This is a genomic window from Buttiauxella sp. A111 (assembly GCF_014189855.1).
Classification (GTDB): domain Bacteria; phylum Pseudomonadota; class Gammaproteobacteria; order Enterobacterales; family Enterobacteriaceae; genus Buttiauxella; species Buttiauxella selenatireducens.
This window is the reverse complement of record NZ_BJFN01000011.1, coordinates 55,952-76,348: the sequence shown is the minus strand read 5'-3', so window position 1 is coordinate 76,348 and position 20,397 is coordinate 55,952. Positions and strand designations below refer to the sequence as shown.

17 protein-coding genes and 2 tRNA genes are annotated in these 20,397 nt (G+C 50.2%); 4 read left to right on the top strand and 15 right to left on the bottom strand.

Annotation, left to right across the window (positions count from 1 at the left end):
* The coding region (locus tag BSPA111_RS22735) for a hypothetical protein (protein WP_255459265.1) at window positions 1-117 on the top strand (117 nt) is incomplete at its 5' end.
* A gap of 31 nt (window positions 118-148) precedes the next feature.
* Here BSPA111_RS22735 and BSPA111_RS21645 read toward each other — a convergent pair.
* The 4 genes from BSPA111_RS21645 to ghrA all read right to left on the bottom strand — a co-directional run bounded on the left by BSPA111_RS21645 (window position 149) and on the right by ghrA (window position 3,089).
* Window positions 149-628 carry a DUF1097 domain-containing protein gene (locus BSPA111_RS21645; RefSeq protein ID WP_183273208.1) on the bottom strand — a complete coding sequence of 160 codons (480 nt, stop codon included), beginning with the start codon at window positions 626-628 and terminating at the stop codon, window positions 149-151.
* Window positions 629-735: 107 nt separating this feature from the next.
* A complete protein-coding gene (locus BSPA111_RS21640; RefSeq protein ID WP_183273207.1) occupies window positions 736-1,290 on the bottom strand; it encodes a molecular chaperone in 555 nt (184 codons plus the stop codon).
* Between the two features lie 38 nt (window positions 1,291-1,328).
* Complete coding sequence (locus tag BSPA111_RS21635) at window positions 1,329-2,066, bottom strand: phosphatase (protein WP_183273206.1); 738 nt, start codon at window positions 2,064-2,066, stop codon at window positions 1,329-1,331.
* Between the two features lie 81 nt (window positions 2,067-2,147).
* Window positions 2,148-3,089, bottom strand: a complete 942-nt coding sequence (ghrA, locus tag BSPA111_RS21630) for a glyoxylate/hydroxypyruvate reductase GhrA (protein WP_183273205.1) — start codon at window positions 3,087-3,089, stop codon at window positions 2,148-2,150.
* 204 nt (window positions 3,090-3,293) lie between these two features.
* Here ghrA and BSPA111_RS21625 point away from each other — a divergent pair.
* A tRNA-Ser gene (locus BSPA111_RS21625) sits at window positions 3,294-3,381 on the top strand.
* Between the two features lie 171 nt (window positions 3,382-3,552).
* Window positions 3,553-3,640: transfer RNA gene (locus BSPA111_RS21620), tRNA-Ser, on the top strand.
* 319 nt (window positions 3,641-3,959) lie between these two features.
* Here the strand turns inward: BSPA111_RS21620 and chbG are convergent.
* The 11 genes from chbG to putP form a co-directional block, all read right to left on the bottom strand.
* A complete protein-coding gene (gene chbG, locus BSPA111_RS21615; RefSeq protein ID WP_183273204.1) occupies window positions 3,960-4,721 on the bottom strand; it encodes a chitin disaccharide deacetylase in 762 nt (253 codons plus the stop codon).
* Window positions 4,722-4,766: 45 nt separating this feature from the next.
* Complete coding sequence (locus BSPA111_RS21610) at window positions 4,767-6,110, bottom strand: 6-phospho-beta-glucosidase (RefSeq protein WP_183273203.1); 1,344 nt, start codon at window positions 6,108-6,110, stop codon at window positions 4,767-4,769.
* A 113-nt stretch (window positions 6,111-6,223) separates the two neighbouring features.
* Entirely contained in the window at window positions 6,224-7,060 is an 837-nt protein-coding gene (chbR, locus tag BSPA111_RS21605) for a transcriptional regulator ChbR (RefSeq protein WP_183273202.1), read from the bottom strand.
* Window positions 7,061-7,073: 13 nt separating this feature from the next.
* Window positions 7,074-7,421, bottom strand: coding sequence for a PTS N,N'-diacetylchitobiose transporter subunit IIA (gene chbA / locus BSPA111_RS21600; RefSeq protein ID WP_183273201.1), 348 nt, complete (start codon window positions 7,419-7,421; stop codon window positions 7,074-7,076).
* A 77-nt stretch (window positions 7,422-7,498) separates the two neighbouring features.
* Window positions 7,499-8,857 carry a PTS N,N'-diacetylchitobiose transporter subunit IIC gene (chbC, locus tag BSPA111_RS21595; RefSeq protein WP_183273200.1) on the bottom strand — a complete coding sequence of 453 codons (1,359 nt, stop codon included), beginning with the start codon at window positions 8,855-8,857 and terminating at the stop codon, window positions 7,499-7,501.
* A gap of 86 nt (window positions 8,858-8,943) precedes the next feature.
* Window positions 8,944-9,264: a PTS sugar transporter subunit IIB gene (locus BSPA111_RS21590; RefSeq protein ID WP_183273199.1), complete on the bottom strand. Its 321-nt coding sequence runs from the start codon at window positions 9,262-9,264 to the stop codon at window positions 8,944-8,946.
* Between the two features lie 255 nt (window positions 9,265-9,519).
* Entirely contained in the window at window positions 9,520-10,308 is a 789-nt protein-coding gene (phoH, locus tag BSPA111_RS21585; RefSeq protein WP_183273198.1) for a phosphate starvation-inducible protein PhoH, read from the bottom strand.
* 673 nt (window positions 10,309-10,981) lie between these two features.
* Window positions 10,982-12,265 (bottom strand): iron uptake transporter deferrochelatase/peroxidase subunit, encoded by a 1,284-nt coding sequence (gene efeB / locus BSPA111_RS21580; RefSeq protein WP_183273197.1) that lies wholly within the window; start codon window positions 12,263-12,265, stop codon window positions 10,982-10,984.
* Between the two features lie 5 nt (window positions 12,266-12,270).
* On the bottom strand, window positions 12,271-13,395 hold the full coding sequence (gene efeO, locus BSPA111_RS21575) for an iron uptake system protein EfeO (RefSeq protein ID WP_183273196.1): 1,125 nt from the start codon (window positions 13,393-13,395) through the stop codon (window positions 12,271-12,273).
* Window positions 13,396-13,458: 63 nt separating this feature from the next.
* Complete coding sequence (gene efeU, locus BSPA111_RS21570; protein WP_183273195.1) at window positions 13,459-14,292, bottom strand: iron uptake transporter permease EfeU; 834 nt, start codon at window positions 14,290-14,292, stop codon at window positions 13,459-13,461.
* Between the two features lie 181 nt (window positions 14,293-14,473).
* Window positions 14,474-15,982 carry a sodium/proline symporter PutP gene (gene putP / locus BSPA111_RS21565; RefSeq protein ID WP_183273194.1) on the bottom strand — a complete coding sequence of 503 codons (1,509 nt, stop codon included), beginning with the start codon at window positions 15,980-15,982 and terminating at the stop codon, window positions 14,474-14,476.
* A gap of 435 nt (window positions 15,983-16,417) precedes the next feature.
* On the opposite strand from putP, the gene putA reads away from it, so the two are divergent.
* On the top strand, window positions 16,418-20,377 hold the full coding sequence (putA, locus tag BSPA111_RS21560; protein WP_183273193.1) for a trifunctional transcriptional regulator/proline dehydrogenase/L-glutamate gamma-semialdehyde dehydrogenase: 3,960 nt from the start codon (window positions 16,418-16,420) through the stop codon (window positions 20,375-20,377).
* The last annotated feature ends 20 nt before the right edge of the window (window positions 20,378-20,397 follow it).

The window sequence follows — 20,397 nt, the reverse complement described above, 5'->3', positions numbered from 1 at the left end:
GCGCAGATGGTGAAGTTACCGATAAGAAGAGAAAGAGCCTTCCCGAGGGTGGTGAAGGAAAGGCCACATAAATATGGTAAAGCCAGGAACAAAAATGCCAGTCAGTTGCTTAACTGACTGGCATTAGCCTTTGTGGCTGGTTTTTTATTTATTCGGCTATCACCCGGGGCTCAGATTTCGTTTTTCGCGCCGCCAGCCATAATCCGCTGTTTTTCATCGCAAAGCCAAACACCAAACCCAGCAGTAAAGACGGAACGACAATGCGCCATTCGCCCTGGTTTGCAAAGGTCGCGCACGCACCAATAAAAGTCCCTGGCACGAATGACAACAGCATGTGTTTAGCCTGAACGCACATCAGAAATGCCACGACGCCCGTAACCATATAGCCCAGGATCTCCAGATGCGGTGCCAGTGCACTGCCGTGGATGATCACCTGCGCCCAAAGTACGCCGCTACATAACGTGCATGCAGAAATGAAAAGCCCCTTGATTCCGCCCTGCGGACACGCAAAGTACGCAGTACAACCGAGGAACCCTGCCCAACTGAGAAGGCCGAGACTCACCGCAACCCAACCCCAGAGGCCTGAGAGAATACCGGTGGTCAATGCCAGAGAAATAAGTATGTTCATAGCGGCATATCATAGCAGAGCCTTATGGCTCGACCACGATCTACCGCACATTTTTTGTAAATCAGAAAGCAGTGTTACATTTTAAATGTGACTTATGTCACACCAGTTTATTCATCACTCTCTTCTTCGAGCTCGTCGCGCATTGCCTGAATGGCTTCACGGCTAATTAACGCCAACGTGCGGTAAAACGCAGTGGTGGAGTGCGCTTCAACTTTCCCGAGAAAAGTGCCACACCATGGCATCAGGTAATCATCAAATAAACGAATCTGGGCTTCAAACTCATCTTCTTGTGATTGATCTTCCAGCCACGAGGCTGCCAGCAGCAAGGTGCCAAAATGATCCGCAGGGGTGTCTGCAAGCGGCATTCCACGTTGTTTCAGAAATTCACGAACTTCGCCTTCATGGCTGCCCGCTTCCCACGCTGAACGATACGGCGGTACGCTGCACTCTTCGCCCACAAACATCGCATTGTAATCGGCTGCGAGCTGCTGAGGATCGCAGCTTTGTTGCAGGCGAGTCAGTAATTCGTCCTGCTCAAGCGGCCAATGTTCTGCCAGTTTGCCTTCGCGGATCATCGTCAACAATGGAACCAAAAGCGGGTCCTGAGGTTGACGGTAAAACAGTGATCCTAAAATGCGGCAAATAATTGAAAACTCATTCATGCTAACGGTCCATTTAGTAGAGATTTGTTAAGTAAAAACTACAGTAAGGCGAATTCTTCAATGGGCGTCATGCCGCGTGATTCAAGGAAGCCCAGCATACGACGCACTGAAACATTAAGAATGCGGTCTTCCGGGAACTCAACTTCTGCCAGAATTTTGCGGCATTCATCGAAATCCCCAAGAGTAAATGCAGTATGAGAATCAGACCCTAGCGATAACCAGCCACCGGCATCACGCACTGCGGCGGCGATAGCACGGCAGTTCGGGGCACTCCCCTTACGCGAATGAGTAAATGAAGAGTTATTCAACTCCAGCGCGACATTATATTTTGCTGCCGCCTGGGCAATGGCAGGAATGTCGACCGGGAATTTCGGGTTACCCGGATGGCTAATGATGTGAACGTTGCCGCTCGCCATTGCCGCGATCATTGCCTCAGTGTGGGTAGCGCTATCTGTTGGAGGAAAAACAGGCTCATGAAAACCGGCAATAATCAGATCCAGTGAATCCAGCATTGGGCCAGTACAGTCAATTTCCCCGGCGATATTTTTAATATTCGCTTCAATACCACGTAGAATACCGACGCCATCAACCATTCGCGGCCAAATACGCATGTTCACAAAATGCCAGTAATGCGGCGCATCAGCCATGTCTGGCCCATGGTCGGTGATAGCAAACAGTTTGATACCTTTGCTTTTCGCCATTGCAATGTAGTCATGAAGGGTACTGTAAGCATGGGTACTGGCGACGGTGTGCATGTGCAGGTCAACGGGATACATCGCTCTCTCCTTTTATCTCTTTCCCGCAAGGATAGCAGTTATCACCGTTGTTTTTTAGCCCGACGCCAGCCGGGCATAGCATTAATAACCGTTATGCAAAGAGACCTGCCCGCTCGGGGACTCACCCTTTTCAATTTCACGAATGGTTTTCGCAATGTATTCCATTGCTTCCTGCGGCCGAGTCACCGCAGCCAGGTGCGGTGTGATGGCAATGCGAGGATGTTTCCACAAAGGGCTATTTGCAGGGAGAGGTTCTTTCGCGAACACGTCGAGCATCGCGCCTTTCACTTTGCCGCTCTCAAGTGCCGCCAGCAGATCGTTTTCGGCCAGATGCACACCACGAGCGAGGTTCATGATAAACGCCTCATCGGCCAGTTGCTCAAGCAGTTGGCTGTTGATGATGCCCACGGTTTGTGGCGTGTTCGGTAACAGGTTGATTAACACGCGCGTGCCATTAAGGAAGGCACTCAACTCTTCTGTACCAGCGTAACTTGTGACACCTGGATAGTTTTTCTTACTGCGGCTCCAGCAACGTACCGGGAACCCCCAGGCAGCAAGGCTTTCAGCCACTTTCCCGCCTAAAACACCGGCACCGAGCAACCCAATGGTAAAGTCTTCACGGCGATAATCTTCCAGCGGTTGCCATTTAGCCTGCTGCTTTAAGGCCTGATAGTCATCAAATCGGCGGAACCAATGCAGCACCTGGCTGACAGCGTATTCCTGCATTTGCAGCGCCATTCCAGTGTCTTCGAGGCGAAATAACGGCACACCATCAGGCAACATATCAGGATGCGCTTGCAGTTTACTCAAAATAGAATCTACACCCGCCCCTAACGCGAATACGCCTTTGAGCTCACGACGTCCACTGAGCATCTCCACGGGTGGATGCCAAACCAGCGCGTAATCAGCGGGTTGGTTATCACCGGGATGCCACTGGCGAACCGTGGCACCTGGAAGTTGCTGTTGCATACCGTCGAGCCAAAATTGAGTATCAAATGTCGGGTGATGAAAAATGATGTCCATGCTTTCTCCATTTATTCTTAGACTTACGCGCAGCGTTTAACAATACATTAGATGAATCTAATAAAAAATCACCACGCTTTGCTGTTTTAAGAAGCAAGTTGTTTGAAGTTTGGCTAAACGCGCCGATTTTTCGAAAAGTGAATTGACGCAGCCCGCAGATTTCCCTACATTAGCGCCCGTTCCAGAAGTCAGGAACAACAAAACGGTGAGGTGTCCGAGTGGCTGAAGGAGCACGCCTGGAAAGTGTGTATACGGCAACGTATCGAGGGTTCGAACCCCTCTCTCACCGCCACATTTAAAGAAGAGCTCATATGAAAATATGAGCTTTTTTTTCGCCTTAAATTCAGTATCGTTCACACCTTAACCGAACGATTCGTAAACCGAAGATTAAACTTGACCGAATAGGGTTGAAACCCTATAGTAGCGCCCCGTTGCCCCCTGAAGTTGGCAACAGAAACAAAACGGTGAGGTGTCCGAGTGGCTGAAGGAGCACGCCTGGAAAGTGTGTATACGGCAACGTATCGAGGGTTCGAACCCCTCTCTCACCGCCACATTTAAAAAAGAGCTCGTATGAAAATACGAGCTTTTTTTTCGCCCGTAACCCGTGGAGAGACGGGTGAGAACCCTCGACCCGAGGTTCGACAAATGCTATAGCATTTGGACGTCAGGGGCGCTTGCGACCATGACGCCCGAAGGGCAAGCGCAGCGCAGTCAGCCCCTCTCTCACCGCCACATTTAAAAAAGAGCTCGTATGAAAATACGGGCTTTTTTTTCGTTTATAGCCTGCCAAAAAGACAAAAAAAACCCGAACCTAAGTTCGGGTATATCAACACGCCGTTGGGCTAAATTACTGCTCCCCCACGACTATAATTACAAATCTTTGAACGTTCCCAGGCGATACCCGCGTTCTGCAATCGCGTATTTAAGCGAAGCGGAAGTTAAGACATCCAGTTCAGCCAGGCGCGGATAACAGTACTTGCTGGCAAGAATCGTGTTATCGATAAACGAAGGATGACACATCACCTCTAACGATTGCTCACCTCGGGTCATTGATCTCTCTAACGTATCGAGGAACAGCGATTCCGTTATTTGATCACCATAAAAACCGCTATCAAAGCCTTGCGTGGTTTTAACTCCATGCTGCTCAATCTCACCCGTTCTGGCCGCATCGTAGTCAAAGCGTACTGGAAGACCTTTCGCCTTCGCGAAGGCTTCAACAATAGAATAGATCTGCGGGATCATATGGACATGGTGATGGCTGTCGATGTGCGTTGGCGCACGACCAAATAATTCGATGAACCTCGCAAACTGGCATGCCAGTTCGTGTTCAATTTCTGCCAGTGGTAACGTGTTTTCTTCGGCACGTTGCCAAATCCATTTCCCTAACTCGCCCTTCTCATCCGTAAGCCCCGGCATAGCCGATATCGGGCGCCCTAGCGTCAGCACAAAGTGCATGCCAATCGCCAGTCCAGGTTGTTTAGCACTTAACGCAACGGCATGTTCAATGCCATGAGCGTTAACCATCGCGGTGGTCGACGTCACCACACCGTTGATGTAAGCATCGATAATTCCATAATTTTGGGCTTTGCAAAGCCCAAAATCGTCCGCGTTAACAATTAATAACTTATCCATTGTCGCCTCGGTAGGCTGCCTTCCCCGGTAAGGGAAGGCCTCCAGTTATTTAAGTGCAGCGATTGCCTGCGCAAAGTTTGGTAGATTTGCTTCGTGCGCGAGCAGCATGTCGCGGGCAATTTTCTCAGCATCTTTGTCGGAATGGATGAGTGGGCTCAAGTTCAGCGCCAGTAGCACATCGTTAAAGTTACCGCTCAAAGCCGCTTCGCTTGCCGCAACTTCAAAACCTTTGATGGTATAAATCAGGCCCAGCACTTTTTCATCAAAATGGGTGATGCGCGAACTCGGCGTTGCGCCATCGCGACCGATAGTACAGGTCATTTCGACCGCCCAATCAGCTGGAATATTATCAACATGACCGTGATGCGGCACGTTAACATAATGCTCGCTTTGCTTGTCGTTATAGATGTCGCTGATCACTTCACAAGCCGCATCAGAGTAGTAAGCCCCACCACGCAGCTCCAGTTCTTTCGGTTTGACATTCAATGCCGGATCTTTGTACAGCTCGAACAGTTGCTTTTCCACTTTCTGAACGACAGTTGCTCGCGCGCCGCCTTTGTAGAATTCACCCATTTCGATAGCCAGCATCTCTTTTTGCTTGAAGTAGTAGAGCAAATAAGAGCACGGCAGCAGACGCAATGAACGAATCAAGCCTTCGCTGAATGGCAGATCAAAGATGTTTTTCACCGAGCCCGCGGTCAGTGTACCGGAGGCCACGCCATCCAGCAGTTCGTCAAAGCGAGAAGTTCCGTTGACCAGCACATCTCTGATGAACACCATGTGGTTCAGACCGAACAAGTCGATATTCAATTCATCGGTTGGCTTGAGTTTTAACACATCTTTAATGAACATTTTCATGCCCACTGGGATGTTACACACACCAATGAATTTCTTGAAATCGGTGTGGCGATACACTGCCTCAGTCACCATGCCGGCCGGGTTGGTGAAGTTAATTACCCACGCGTCAGGGCAGATTTCTTTCACGTCATTAATAATGTCAAAAATCACGGGAATAGTACGCAGGCCTTTAAACAAACCGCCAGCCCCGTTTGTTTCCTGACCTAAGTAGCCGTAACCCAGCGGAATGCGCTCATCAAGTTCACGGGCTTTCAGTTGGCCAACACGCAATTGCGTGGTAACAAAGTCGGCATCCACCAGCGCTTCGCGACGATTGAGGGTTTTATATAGCGCAATCGGCACACCGGCGCGTTCAATCATGCGCAAGCAAAGATCAAAGATAATATCTTGTTTCTCTTTACCGGCCTCAACATCGACCAACCATAATTCAGTGATCGGCAATTCTTCGTAACGTTTAATAAAACCTTCGAGTAATTCAGGGGTATAACTGCTCCCACCACCAATTGTGACGACTTTCAATTTTTTACTCATAGGGACTCCGATTGCACTTTAATTAAGGCAGAGATATAGATGTATTATTGAGGGTTATATATGGCATGAATATGCCAGGATTAATTCCCAACCCTCACTAATACATATACAGATTATTTAATACTGTATAACTGCTTCCGATAATGCTGCGGTGTAAATGACGTTAACTTTTTAAAGTTTTTAATAAACATACTGGCGCTACTGTAACCTGACTCGAAAGCGATATCGGTGACAGAATAGTTGGTAATCTCCAGCTGTTTCTTGGCAAAATTAATTCTTATCTCATTGATAATTTGCATCGGTGTTTTACCGTAATGGCGTTGTGTGGCGCGGGTTAAGTACTCCTGCGACTTTCCAGACAACTCAACCATGTTCACTAATGCTTTATCACCGAACATTGATTTACCATGCATCTGCTCGACGGTGTTTTTCAGCCAGGCGGGAATATCCCCCCCTGATTCTGATTCTTTATGATGGCGCAGACGATTAACAATATAAAACGTCACCATTTCAAGAAATTCATTAAACTCACCCTGACGGAAGTTTAATGAAGCCGTCACAGATTCAATATAAGTCAGAAATTCGTTCTTAATCTGATAAACCTGTGAAGCAATAAAATAGGCTGGAAATAACGGTAAATAATGCTGTTCAAAAAAAGCCTTGCTGATACCGACATTCAGGATCCGGGTGGCACCAAAGTCATAAAAGCTTTGATGATAAGAACCCAGCGGAATGAAAACAAAACTTCCTCTTTCCAGCAGCACGCGTTTACCGTTAATTTCCTGGTAATAACGCCCGGTTAGTACCACCGTGAACTCATAATAATCATGCTGGTGCAGCCCGGAGACACTTTCGACTTTGTTGTGGATGAACATGTGGAAATGTTGACCATCAAAAAGTTGACTCTCACGTGCCGTACTGATTTCCATACTGATTACCGGTGGCTGCATAAGGGACTCCAACTTATTTTATTTTTTCATGAAGCTCAATAAGTTCTGTGACCAACTCACGTGCCAGCATGGAGGTCATCAGGTGATCTTGTGCATGAACCAGCACCAGACTAACTTTGGTTTTGCCTTCGCCCTGGTCACCTTCAATCAGTTTAGTTTGCACCAGGTGGGCTTCATTCAGCGCTTCACGAGATTGCCCCATCAATTCCCAGGCTTTTTCAAAATCGCCTGCTTTAGCGATTTTCAGTGCTGCATACGCAAGGCTGCGCGCCTGGCCGGAATTGATGATTAAGCCCATTACAACTTCTTCAAGGTCGTTGGTATCGACTTCGTTATCTACAGCGTTATCTAAGTTAAACATCAAACTCTCTCCCGGTACTTTTAAAGTGGCTGGGGATAAGGGGGTTATCCCCAGCCAAAACTATTCAGAATTTAAGATTAGAATTTCAGTGCGTTAGCAATATCTTCTTCACTTTCTTCTTCTTCAATAACCGCCTGCGCTTTGTTCGACAGGACAACAAATGGCATGTAAACCATTGTCGCGACACCCAGGTTAAACAGAGCGACTAACAGGGCTGCGATGCTACCGTTACTGTTAAAGAAGGCGCCTAAGCCGGTTGGCATGGTCCACGGTGCCAGGTTTGTGACCGGTGGAATGATGCCTAGCGAGTAAGCCGCAAGCGTGATGGCTGCCAGAATCGGTTGAACCAGCACGAACGGGATGAACATAACCGGGTTCATGATGATTGGCAGACCGAACAGGATAGGTTCGTTAATCTGGAAGATGCCTGATGGCAGTGCCAGTTTCGCAACCTGACGGTGATCCGCACGGCGTGAAGCGATAAAGATGGCGATAATCAGACCCAGTGTCGCACCAGAACCACCCAACAGGATGTAGGAGTCGAGCATTGGTTTAGCCCAGAAGTGGAACTGTTTGCCCGCATCCAGTGCTGCCTGAACTGAACCATACTGGTTGTAGATTGCGATGTTTTCCAGCGCCCATGGGGTCATGATGCCGTTGTCCAGCGCGGTAAGCGCCAGTGAACCATGCACACCAAAGAACCACAGCAGGGAGTTGAAAATCACGTACGCCCAGCCCACTACTGCACCCATCGACGCCAGCGGCGTAGAGATGGAATCCATAATGATCTGGTGGAAGTTGCTACCGTGATTAGCCAGCAGCCAGGAAATAATCCCGAAAATAGACAGGATAATAAAGCCTGGAATTAATGCAGAGAAAGAACGCGATACCGAAGTCGGCACGCTATCTGGCAAAGTAATAACCCAATTGCGACGGATAACAAACGTAAAGAGTTCCGCAACGACCAGGCCAATAACAATACCGGAAATAATATTCTGACCACCTAACCAGTTAGCACCAACAGCATAAGCTTCACCAACGCTATAAGGTGTTACGGTCATAAATGCTGCAACGGATAATAAACCGGCAGCAAGGGGGTCAACTTTACGTTCCTCGGCAAGCGCCATACCAATGAAAAAAGGAGCCATTAGCGACATAATACCCAATGTGCCGTTATACACATTGCCGCCAATGGCTTTTAACCCATTAAGAGTTTCAATGGTCGAGGGATCTAAGCGAATACCTAAAGAATAGAAAAAGGAACCGGCGCCAAAACTCAGAAAGACGTTATTGATTAATACAAACATGGCCCCGGCAAGGGTCAATGGCATTAATTTGATGAAACCATTTTTAATTGCGTTGACGTGCGGTTGCTTCCCAATTTTCACTGCGAAAGGAAGCAATATCTTCTCAAGTGAATCAATGACTTTACTCATTTGTAATTTCCTTTATTGCCGCAAGATACTTGCGGCCAGGTTGTGTAAGGTCGTTCTTTGACGGAAAAATAAAACAATAAGAAAAATTAATTAGTTGCTGCTTTCTTGATCGATGCGACGGCTGCTTTAAGCACGCCCAAACCATCAATTTTGCCGTACATGGCCGAATCAATAACTTCGACGGTCTTACCCGGTAATACTTTTTGAATTTCTGGAAGCATGTAAGCGATTTGTGGTCCAAGTAATACCAAATCTGCATCCTTGCCTTTTTCCGCCGCCAGAGTTTCTGGCCAGGCTTCAATAACAACAGGCACTTCATACTTCTCTGCCTGCGCCTTCATTTTTGATACAAGTAATGAAGTGGACATACCGGCAGAACAAAATAGGTAAATACGTTTTTTAGTCATAATAGTTTCCTCACGTTGCAATAACCTGCATGTCGAATGTCAGCACACCTGCGAAAGCAAATCATTGATAAGTTCTGATTGTTTCTGGTTGGAATAAGTATACGGCAACAATCTGGCTGGGAATAATTTTGCAGAACCTAAAATTGTCTCTCCTTGACCATCCGTTTTGATACCCTTCACATTTTGGGCAAATAATTCGCGCAAAGAAAAAAGCCCAAACAGAGTTTGGGCTTTACGAATCTATCACACCAGAAATCAGTCGTAGGCATTCAACGTGCGCTGGCAAAGGGCTGAGCGCACACAATCTTGTTTGCCAAATTGGACAATGCCTATCATCTCATCTTCTTCAAAACGTGCCAGAGCATCACTCAGGCCGGACTGAACACCCCGAGGCAAATCACATTGCGTGATATCGCCATTGACGATCACCGTCACGTTTTCCCCAAGGCGCGTTAAGAACATTTTCATTTGCGCTGCGGTGACATTCTGCGCCTCATCAAGAATAACCACCGCATTTTCGAAGGTACGTCCGCGCATATATGCGAACGGCGCGATTTCTACTTTGCCAATTTCGGGACGCAGGCAGTACTGCATGAAAGACGACCCTAAACGTCGCACCAGGATGTCATATACCGGGCGGAAATAAGGGGCGAATTTTTCCGAAATATCCCCAGGTAAGAAGCCGAGATCTTCGTCAGCTTGCAGAACCGGGCGGGTAACAATTATCCTGTCGACATCCTTATGTATCAGGGCCTCAGCGGCTTTCGCCGCACTGATATACGTCTTGCCGCAACCTGCTTCGCCGGTGGCGAATATCAGCTGCTTTTTCTCGATGGCGTTAAGATAGTGCTGCTGAGCCTCGTTTCGCGCTGCTATAGGTGAATTATCACGGCAATCCCTGGCCATGCCGATAGATTCAACGCCGCTCATCTGCACAAGCGATGTGACCGATTCCTCTTCACGTTGTTTGTGGCTACGTGAATCCCGTCTCAGCACACGTTTTGCTTCGCGACGAGCTTTGATCACTGCTTTCTGTCTTCCCATGGATGGCACCTTACAGTTGGTTTCATTTCCCGCGTCACTTTCAGATACGCGATTATGCTTACTAACGGATGAGGTTTGGCTTCCTTTTAAGCCATAAACTGCCGGTTGAGAGGATGCACCAGTTAGACGAAATACGCCGCTTAGCGCATCGTTGACACTCTGAGTTTTTGAAGGGTTTGAGGTTTTAGCGGTGAAGATAGCGAAGCCGGAGGAGAGACCTCCGCACAGGATGGTGCGGGTAAGATGTTTGTTTAATCGTCCAGTACAGGACCCTACCATGCGCTGTCTCCATTGTGATTTAAATTCACAGTCGGGAACTACCGCTCTTGCTTTAAATACATCAAATTTTATCTTAAATGCAACACTTATTTTACTTTAATTCAACATTCGCGTTTCGTCACGCGTTAATCAGATTTATGACATAAAAATATTACACTTTTATATCAAAGGTATAGTTATTTAAAAATTGAATGAATAATAGACAGGCAAATTGTTAGCAAATGAAAAATTAGCAGGGCAAGGAATTGGGGTTTTGTGGGAGTGCAGGACGCCCTCACCCCGGCCCTCTCCCCCAGGAGAGGGAGAAATCAGAGCATCCTTCAGCAGACACTGACCTGGTCCCTTCTCCCTCAGGGAGAAGGTTAGGATGAGGGTGGTTTCAAAAATTACCGCATCAAGCCTCTAAAAGCCCCTGCCCTAAATAATGCTGATTATCTTTAACGCCTGGCAGGACAAAGAAATATCCGCCGCCAATCGGCTTCACATACTCTTCCAGCGCCTCACCGTTAAGCCGTTGCTGCACTTCCAGAAAACCTTTCTCAAGGTCATGCTGGAAGCAGACAAACAATAATCCCATATCCAGCTGACCAGATTTGGAAACGCCCAACGAATAGCTGTAACCCCGGCGCATCATTAGGTTCGACTGGGTCTCTTTGGTGCGCGGATTTGCCAGCCGAATATGTGCATCCAGCGCAATCACATTACCATCGGGATCGGCAGCATAATCAGGTTCATCATGCTCATTCTTCATTCCCAACGGCGCACCACTGTGTTTGTCGCGGCCAAAAATGGTTTGCTGTTCTTTCAGTGGCGTTCTGTCCCATGACTCAACGTGGAACTGAATAATGCGCACCGCTTTGTAACTGCCACCCACCGCCCAGGCTGGTTCTTGCTGGTTGCCGGTCACCCAAACCACTTCATCCATCAGCGGCTGGTTGCTGCTGTCTGGATTGGCGGTTCCGTCTTTAAAACCGAGCAAGTTGATCGGGGTTTCTTTGCCGCGTGAGCGTGCCGCATGGTTGGAGATAAACCCTTCCCGCTTCCAGCGCACACTGAGTAAATCTGGCGTGTGTTTGATAATGTCGCGCAACGCGTGGATAACCGTGTCCGCCGTATTCGCGCAAATCTGGATAAGCAAATCACCATGACACAAACTGGCGTCCAGGGAATCGTTGGAGAAACGTTCCATTTTTTGCAGTTTTGTCGGCTTCTGCCCCTTCAGACCAAAGCGTTCATCAAACAGCGACGTTCCCGCCGACAGCGTGATAGTCAGATTATCAGGGTAGATCTCAGCGCCGAGGATACCGGAGTCCATCGGTGGCATCCGTGGATTCGGTGTATCCGGCGCCGGGCCGCCCGTGGTCAGGAAATCAAAACGCGCAGTCAGCAATTTGAACAAGCGCTCGAGGTCAGCTTTGTCACTTGCCAGCACATCGAAAGCCACCAGCATCATTGCCGCTTGCTGAGGTGTGAGCACACCGGCCTGATGCACACCGTAGAACGGTTGCTTTTCCATGCGAGCGTCAGGCGGCAACGTCCCCGGAGACGTCTCTTGTTTTGCCGCGTGCGCCACCGGGCAACCACCGGCAACGGCAAGGGCGCCACCAAGTGCGCCCAACCCTTTCAGTAACCGACGGCGTGCCGGTTGATGCACGCCGTTTTTGCTATTTTCTTCCATCAAACTTAGTCCAGACCCAGAACGCCACGCAGTTGCGACAAATCTTCAGCCAATGCCGTTACCGGCCCTTTCAGCGCATTACGGTCAGCGTCAGTCAATTTGTCATAAGTCTCAAAACCCTCTTTGGTGCGATATTTCGCGAGGATAGTGTCGACTTTCTTGAAGTTGGCATCCACTTTAGCCAGCAACGGTGCGTTGTCTTTCGCCAATACAGGACGCAGCAAGTTCACGATTTTCTGTGCGCCATCAACGTTTGCCTGGAAGTCCCACAGGTCGGTGTGGCTGTAGCGATCTTCTTCACCACTGATCTTGCTGGCGGCAACTTCTTCAATCAGACCCGCAGCGCCGCCGACAACTTTGCTTGGTGGGAAGGCCAGTTCAGAGATACGCTTTTGCAACTCCAGCACGTCGGTATTCAGCTGATCAGCATATTTTTCCATGCCTTTGGTAGAGTTATCACCAAACAGCGCTTTTTCCAGACGGTGGAAGCCGGTGAATTTCGGATCGTTCGCTTTCTGCTCGTAATCGTCTTCACGGGCATCGATGCTGCCGTCGAGATCGGAGAACAGTTCAGCAATCGGTTCAATACGCTCGTAATACTGACGCGTTGGCGCATACAGGGATTTTGCTTTTTCGATATCGCCCGCTTTTACCGCATCAGTAAAGGCTTTGGTGCCTTTAACCAGCTCGACCATTTGCGCGGTCACATACGCTTTGTATTCCGTAATTGGAGCGGTCAACGCCAGCAGATCGTTCTTCGGCGCAGCCTGGTCGCCTACTGCTTTAACGATAAGCTTGCCTTTCGGGTTGCTGAGCAGGCCGCACGTCATGTCGTATTCACCCGCTTGCAGGTTAGCCGTCATTTTCTGCGAGAAGCCCGGTGCGATGTTTTCGCGCTCTTCAACGACCATCACCCCTTTGAGGATTTCCCACTCCAGCGCTTTCTGGCTGTTGTTCTGAATGATGAACTGAGTTTTGCCCGCGTTAACCGTGATGTTCATCGGTTCGCACTGTTTATCGGTAACGGTGACTTTTACCTGAGGAACATCCGCAGCCTGCGCGGCGAAGGCTGAAGAAACCAGCGCAAACAGCGCTACATGCAGGGCTTTACGACGAAAATGTGTAGTCATGACCAATCCCTTTAAAAATTTAGTATGTTGTAACTAAGCGGCGACATACTCGCCGCAAGATGATTAACGAGCCTGATTTGTCGCCTGGTTGCCCATGCGCGGGGGGATAAAGAACAGCACCAGCGCGGGGATCAGGTAAATAAAGTACATCGCCACTTCGCTGACGCTCGGCGCTTCCTGATAACCAAAAATGCCTTCAAGCAGCGTGCCAGTCAGGGAATGCGTTGAAAGGACATTACTCAGGTCAAAAGCGATGTCCTGGAAATGGTTCCACAACCCCGCTTCGTGGAATGCGCGCACCGCACCCGCAGCAAGGCCTGCCGCCACCAGCAAAATAAACAAGCTGGTCCATTTAAAGAAGACAGCGAGATTCAGACGGATACCGCCCCAATACAGCAGGAAGCCGAGCACAATCGCGGTGCCCAGACCCAGCATTGCCCCGAGCGGTGGCATGATGCCGACGTCCTGCTGAAATGCCGCCAGTAGAAAGAAGACCGACTCCAGCCCTTCACGCGCGACGGCAAAGAACACCATCAGAATCAGCGCCCAGCCGTGGCTACCTTTGCTGTGTAATGCGTTGTCTACCGCTTGCTCTAACTGGACTTTGACGTTGCGCGACACTTTGCGCATCCAGAACACCATCCAGGTCAGGATGAAGACCGCGATAACCGCGACGATACCTTCAAACAACTCCTGCTCTTTTTGCGGGAATTCACCGGTAGTTTCGTTAATGAAGATGCCCAAACCCAGGCAAAGTGCTGCCGCTGCAACAACCCCAATCCACATAACGCCAATCCATTGGCCGCGTTGTGTGCGTTTCAGATAGCTGGCTATCAAACTAACAATCAGCGCGGCTTCCAGGCCTTCACGCAACATAATGAGAAACGGAACAAACATTCCTGACACTCCAACTGTGAACTCAGGTCAAAAGACGTAAAGAAAAGTAAAACCAGAACGATTGTGATTATCATTACCACAAAAATAAACACAAGCGGATTGTTAAGATATTTATAAGAAGATGTAAAAAGGGCCGCATTTTTGCGGCCCTTTGGGGATGATTCAGTTAAGCGATACCCTGTTACTCAACCTGCAATTTGCTCGGTGGCGCGGTGTGATAAATCTCATCAGCATCAGCAAAGCGCTTCTGCATTGAGGTGCTTGGCGCTTTGCCCAGCAGGCTAACCACCACAATACCGATGCTACCGAAAACAAAGCCTGGGATGATTTCATACAGCCCTAACCAGCCGAAGTGTTTCCAGACGATAACCGTCAGCGCACCGATGATCATCCCGGCTAACGCGCCATTACGTGTCATACGTGACCACATGACCGAGAACAGCACTACCGGGCCAAACGCCGCACCGAAACCTGCCCATGCGTAACTGACCAGGCCAAGAACACGGTTTTCAGGGTTTGCCGCCAGCGCAATGGCGATGAGGGCAACCAACAGCACCATAAAGCGCCCTACCCACACCAACTCTTTCTGCCCGGCATTTTTACGGAAGAAGGCTTTATACAAGTCTTCGGTAATTGCACTGGAGCACACCAGCAACTGGCAGCTCAGCGTGGACATTACCGCCGCCAAAATGGCAGATAACAAGATGCCCGCAATCCACGGGTTAAACAGCAGTTGTGCCAACTCGATGAACACGCGCTCGCCGTTTTGGTTAACCGCTCCCGCCAGTGACGGATTATTAGAGAAGTAAGCAATGCCGAAGAAGCCCACGGCACACGCACCACCCAGACACAGAATCATCCACGTCATACTGATGCGACGCGCGTTAACGATTGTGTGATGGGAATCTGCCGCCATGAAACGCGCCAGAATATGTGGCTGGCCGAAGTAGCCCAAGCCCCAGCCCATCAGCGAGATGATTGCCACGAAGTTCAGGCCTTTCAGCATATCGACGTTTTCAATGCTTTTTTGCTTGATAACGGCCATGGAATCGTCAAACCCGCCAACCGCAATCACCACCATAACCGGTGTCAGGATCAGGGCGAAAATCATCAGGCTCGCCTGCACGGTATCGGTCCAGCTTACTGCCAGGAAGCCACCCACGAAGGTATAAATGATGGTTGCCGCAGCCCCCGCCCACAATGCGGTTTCGTAGCTCATGCCGAATGTGCTTTCGAACAGACGAGCTCCCGCCACGATGCCAGACGCGCAATAGATGGTGAAGAACAGCAGGATAACTAACGCCGAGATAATACGCAGGATGCGGCTTTTATCTTCAAAACGTCCGGTGAAATAATCAGGCAATGTCAGTGCGTTATTGTTCACTTCGGTGTGAACACGTAAACGACCGGCAACCAGTTTCCAGTTAATGTAAGCGCCAGCCGTCAAACCGATGGCAATCCAGCTTTCCGAAATACCAGAAAGGAAGATAGCACCTGGCAAGCCCATCAACAGCCAGCCGCTCATGTCGGACGCGCCTGCTGATAATGCGGTGACCACGCTTCCCAGGCTGCGACCGCCCAGAATGTAGTCATCAAAGTTTTTGGTTGAACGCCAGGCGATAAACCCAATCAATATCATGCCAAAGATATAGATGAAGAAGGTCACCAGCATTGGTGTACTCATGGTCATGCAAGTTCTCCAGATTATTACCGGTTATACCCGGTATTACCGCACCGGAACGCAGCGCGGTTTATTTATAGTCATTCCAGTTTGCGACCGTAACGTACAGGAAGCATTTTCCATTCACAAACGATTTAACACGTTATTCACAAAACATTCACCACACAAAAAATAGCTTTTTGCTGGAGGTTGCACTTGCTCACATTTTTTATGGTTGCACCTGCGAAAAGTGTTAACTGCGTCCATAAATCACCCCTGCGACCAATGACCTGCCAGACAACGTACTTATTTTTTGATTTAACAATTCACTCTTTTTCCAGCTTGCTATCTAGCTCACATTTAACAAGGTTGCACAAAGTTGCAACATGATGGATATTGCCGGATAACTTTTATCAACCCTTCATATTTTTACCCGATGCATAACGGGTAACAGGAGTTACTGGAATGGCCACCACCATGGGCGTAAAACTGGACGACGCAACTCGCGAGCGTATTAAAGAAGCCGCTTCACGCATTGACCGCACTCCTCACTGGCTAATTAAACAGGCGATTTTTAATTATCTGGAACGCCTCGAAAACAACGATGAATTGCCAGAACTCCCAGCCCTGTTAGCAGGTGCGGCAAACGAAAGTGACGAAGCGGCGCCGCACGTTGACGAAGCGCACCAGCCTTTCCTCGATTTCGCTGAACAAATTCTGCCGCAATCGGTCACTCGCGCCGCCATTACCGCCGCCTGGCGCCGTCCAGAAACCGATGCAGTACCGATGATTCTGGAACAGGCTCGCTTGCCGCAAACCATCGCCGAACAAACTCATAAACTGGCTTATCAGCTGGCCGACAAACTGCGCAATCAGAAGAGCGCCTCGGGCCGGGCGGGCATGGTACAAGGTTTGCTGCAAGAATTCTCGCTTTCCTCACAAGAAGGTGTGGCGCTGATGTGTCTGGCCGAAGCCTTATTACGTATCCCGGATAAAGCGACGCGTGATGCGTTAATTCGCGACAAAATCAGCAACGGTAACTGGCATTCGCATATTGGCCGCAGCCCATCGCTGTTCGTCAACGCCGCCACCTGGGGATTACTGTTTACCGGCCGCCTAGTGTCTACGCACAACGAAGCCAGCCTGTCCCATTCGCTTAACCGCATTATCAGTAAGAGTGGTGAGCCGCTTATCCGTAAAGGTGTGGATATGGCGATGCGCCTGATGGGCGAGCAGTTTGTCACCGGTGAAACCATCGCCGAAGCGTTAGCCAACGCCCGCAAACTGGAAGAAAAAGGTTTCCGTTACTCCTACGATATGTTGGGTGAAGCCGCGCTGACCGCTGCCGATGCGCAGGCATACATGGTCTCTTATCAGCAAGCGATTCATGCCATTGGCAAAGCATCGAACGGACGTGGCATTTATGAAGGGCCTGGGATTTCCATCAAACTCTCTGCCTTACACCCGCGTTACAGCCGCGCGCAGTACGACCGCGTCATGGAAGAGTTGTACCCACGTTTAAAATCGCTGACGCTGCTGGCACGCCAGTATGATGTCGGCATTAACATCGACGCCGAAGAAGCCGACCGCCTGGAGATCTCTCTCGATCTGTTGGAAAAACTCTGCTTCGAGCCAGAACTGGCAGGCTGGAACGGCATTGGCTTTGTGATTCAGGCGTACCAAAAACGCTGCCCGTTTGTCATTGATTACCTGGTTGATCTGGCTTCCCGAAGCCGTCGCCGCCTGATGATTCGCCTGGTGAAAGGCGCCTATTGGGACAGCGAAATCAAACGCGCACAAATGGATGGCCTGGAAGGTTATCCGGTTTATACGCGTAAGGTTTACACCGATATTTCCTATCTGGCCTGCGCGAAAAAATTGCTGGCTGTACCAAATCTGATTTACCCGCAGTTCGCCACGCACAACGCCCACACTCTTGCAGCAATCTACAACCTGGCGGGGCAAAACTATTACCCGGGTCAGTATGAATTCCAGTGCCTGCACGGCATGGGTGAGCCACTTTACGATCAGGTCGTAGGTAAAGTTGCTGATGGCAAACTGAACCGCCCTTGCCGCATTTATGCGCCAGTCGGTACACATGAAACACTGCTGGCCTACCTGGTGCGCCGTCTGTTGGAAAACGGGGCCAATACCTCATTCGTTAACCGCATTGCTGACAATACCTTGCCGCTCGACGAACTGGTTGCCGACCCGGTGACCGCCATTGAAGCGATTGCAGGCAAAGAAGGCCAACTCGGTCTACCGCATCCAAAAATCCCACTACCAAAAGAGTTGTATGGAGCGGATCGCACCAACTCAAGCGGCCTGGATTTAGCGAACGAACATCGTCTGGCGTCACTCTCCTCTGCCCTGCTCAACAGCGCCGCACAAAAATGGCAAGCGCTGCCGATTCTGGAAAAGGCCGTTGCAACAGGCGACCTTGTGGCGGTGAAAAACCCGGCAGAGCCGACTGATATCGTAGGCTTCACTCGCGAAGCCACGCCAGAAGAAGTGTCGCAAGCACTGGAAAGTGCGGTTAACAATGCGCCAATCTGGTTTGCAACCCCTCCTCAAGAGCGTGCGGCAATTCTTGAACGTGCAGCCGTGATGATGGAAGGCCAGATGCAGAAATTGATTGGCATTCTGGTGCGCGAAGCGGGTAAAACCTTTAGCAACGCCATTGCTGAAGTCCGTGAAGCGGTGGATTTCCTGCACTACTACGCAGGCCAGGTGCGCAATGATTTCGATAACGAAACCCACCGTCCACTCGGCCCAGTGGTCTGTATCAGTCCGTGGAACTTCCCACTGGCTATCTTTAGCGGCCAGATTGCCGCCGCCCTTGCCGCGGGTAACAGCGTGCTGGCAAAACCGGCTGAACAAACGCCACTGATTGCCGCCCTGGGTGTCTCAATTTTACTGGAGGCGGGTGTACCTGCGGGCGTGTTGCAGTTGCTGCCTGGCCGTGGTGAAACCGTTGGTGCTCAGCTGACAGGCGACTCCCGTGTTCGCGGCGTGATGTTTACTGGCTCCACCGAAGTGGCGACGCTGCTGCAACGCAACATTGCTGACCGTCTTGATCCACAAGGCCGTCCAACGCCGCTGATTGCTGAAACCGGCGGTCTGAACGCGATGATCGTGGATTCCTCAGCGCTCACTGAGCAAGTGGTCGTTGACGTGCTGGCCTCGGCGTTTGATAGCGCCGGACAGCGTTGTTCTGCGCTGCGTGTGCTGTGTATTCAGGAAGATGTTGCCGAACATACGCTGCAAATGCTGCGCGGTGCGATGGCAGAATGCCGTATGGGTAATCCAGGCCGCCTGACGACGGACATCGGCCCGGTTATCGACGCCGAAGCCAAAGAGAATATCGAACAGCACATCCAGACCCTGCGCAGCAAAGGCCGCAAAGTATTCCAGGCCGTACGTGATAACGCCGTGGATGCGAAAGAGTGGCAGAACGGGACTTTCGTTGCGCCAACGCTGATTGAGCTGGAAAGCTTCGACGAGATGCAAAAAGAGGTATTTGGCCCAGTGCTGCACGTGGTGCGTTACAACCGCAGCAACCTCGAAGCACTGATTAACCAAATCAATGCCGCGGGATATGGCCTGACGCTTGGGGTGCATACGCGTATTGATGAAACGATTGCTCAGGTAACCGGCTCCGCGCATGTCGGCAACATGTATGTTAACCGCAATATGGTTGGCGCGGTTGTAGGTGTGCAGCCATTCGGTGGCGAAGGTTTATCGGGTACGGGTCCGAAAGCCGGTGGTCCGCTGTATCTGTACCGCTTGCTGGCGAACCGCCCTGATAATGCACTGCAAACCACGTTAAACCGCCAGGATGCTGAATTACCGGTGGATACGACGCTTAAAGCCAGCTTGCAGGCATCCCATCAGGCGCTGACGCAATGGGCAGCCAACAAAGGTGAATTGCCAGCCTTGTGCGAACGTTTTGCACAACTCGCGCAAAGCGGCACACTTCGCCAATTGCCGGGGCCAACGGGCGAACGCAACACTTACGCCTTAATGCCACGTGAACGCGTACTGTGTATTGCGGATAACGAGCAAGATGCATTGGTGCAACTGGCGGCGGTGACCAGTGTTGGCAGCCGTGCGCTGTGGGCTGATGACAAGCTGCGTCGTGAACTGGCAAAAGCGCTTCCTGCGTTGGTGCAAAAGCACATCGATTTTGCCAAAGAAGAAGCGTTGCTCGGTCAGGTGTTTGATGCCGTGATCTACCACGGCGATTCCGACCAACTGCGCGCGCTCTGTGAAAAAGTTGCGGCACGTACCGGTGCGATAGTTTCGGTGCAAGGCTTTGCTCGCGGTGAAACAAACCTGTTGCTGGAACGTTTATACGTTGAGCGCTCACTGAGCGTGAACACTGCAGCAGCAGGCGGTAACGCCAGTTTGATGACAATCGGCTAAGATTTCACTACGCTAGAAAG

Coding starts and splice junctions, on each gene's coding strand:
- BSPA111_RS21645 (WP_183273208.1), bottom strand. CDS start 628: ATGAACATACTTATTTCTCTGGCATTGACCACCGGTATTCTCTCAGGC.
- BSPA111_RS21640 (WP_183273207.1), bottom strand. CDS start 1,290: ATGAATGAGTTTTCAATTATTTGCCGCATTTTAGGATCACTGTTTTAC.
- BSPA111_RS21635 (WP_183273206.1), bottom strand. CDS start 2,066: ATGTATCCCGTTGACCTGCACATGCACACCGTCGCCAGTACCCATGCT.
- ghrA (WP_183273205.1), bottom strand. CDS start 3,089: ATGGACATCATTTTTCATCACCCGACATTTGATACTCAATTTTGGCTC.
- chbG (WP_183273204.1), bottom strand. CDS start 4,721: ATGGATAAGTTATTAATTGTTAACGCGGACGATTTTGGGCTTTGCAAA.
- BSPA111_RS21610 (WP_183273203.1), bottom strand. CDS start 6,110: ATGAGTAAAAAATTGAAAGTCGTCACAATTGGTGGTGGGAGCAGTTAT.
- chbR (WP_183273202.1), bottom strand. CDS start 7,060: ATGCAGCCACCGGTAATCAGTATGGAAATCAGTACGGCACGTGAGAGT.
- chbA (WP_183273201.1), bottom strand. CDS start 7,421: ATGTTTAACTTAGATAACGCTGTAGATAACGAAGTCGATACCAACGAC.
- chbC (WP_183273200.1), bottom strand. CDS start 8,857: ATGAGTAAAGTCATTGATTCACTTGAGAAGATATTGCTTCCTTTCGCA.
- BSPA111_RS21590 (WP_183273199.1), bottom strand. CDS start 9,264: ATGACTAAAAAACGTATTTACCTATTTTGTTCTGCCGGTATGTCCACT.
- phoH (WP_183273198.1), bottom strand. CDS start 10,308: ATGGGAAGACAGAAAGCAGTGATCAAAGCTCGTCGCGAAGCAAAACGT.
- efeB (WP_183273197.1), bottom strand. CDS start 12,265: ATGGAAGAAAATAGCAAAAACGGCGTGCATCAACCGGCACGCCGTCGG.
- efeO (WP_183273196.1), bottom strand. CDS start 13,395: ATGACTACACATTTTCGTCGTAAAGCCCTGCATGTAGCGCTGTTTGCG.
- efeU (WP_183273195.1), bottom strand. CDS start 14,292: ATGTTTGTTCCGTTTCTCATTATGTTGCGTGAAGGCCTGGAAGCCGCG.
- putP (WP_183273194.1), bottom strand. CDS start 15,982: ATGACCATGAGTACACCAATGCTGGTGACCTTCTTCATCTATATCTTT.
- putA (WP_183273193.1), top strand. CDS start 16,418: ATGGCCACCACCATGGGCGTAAAACTGGACGACGCAACTCGCGAGCGT.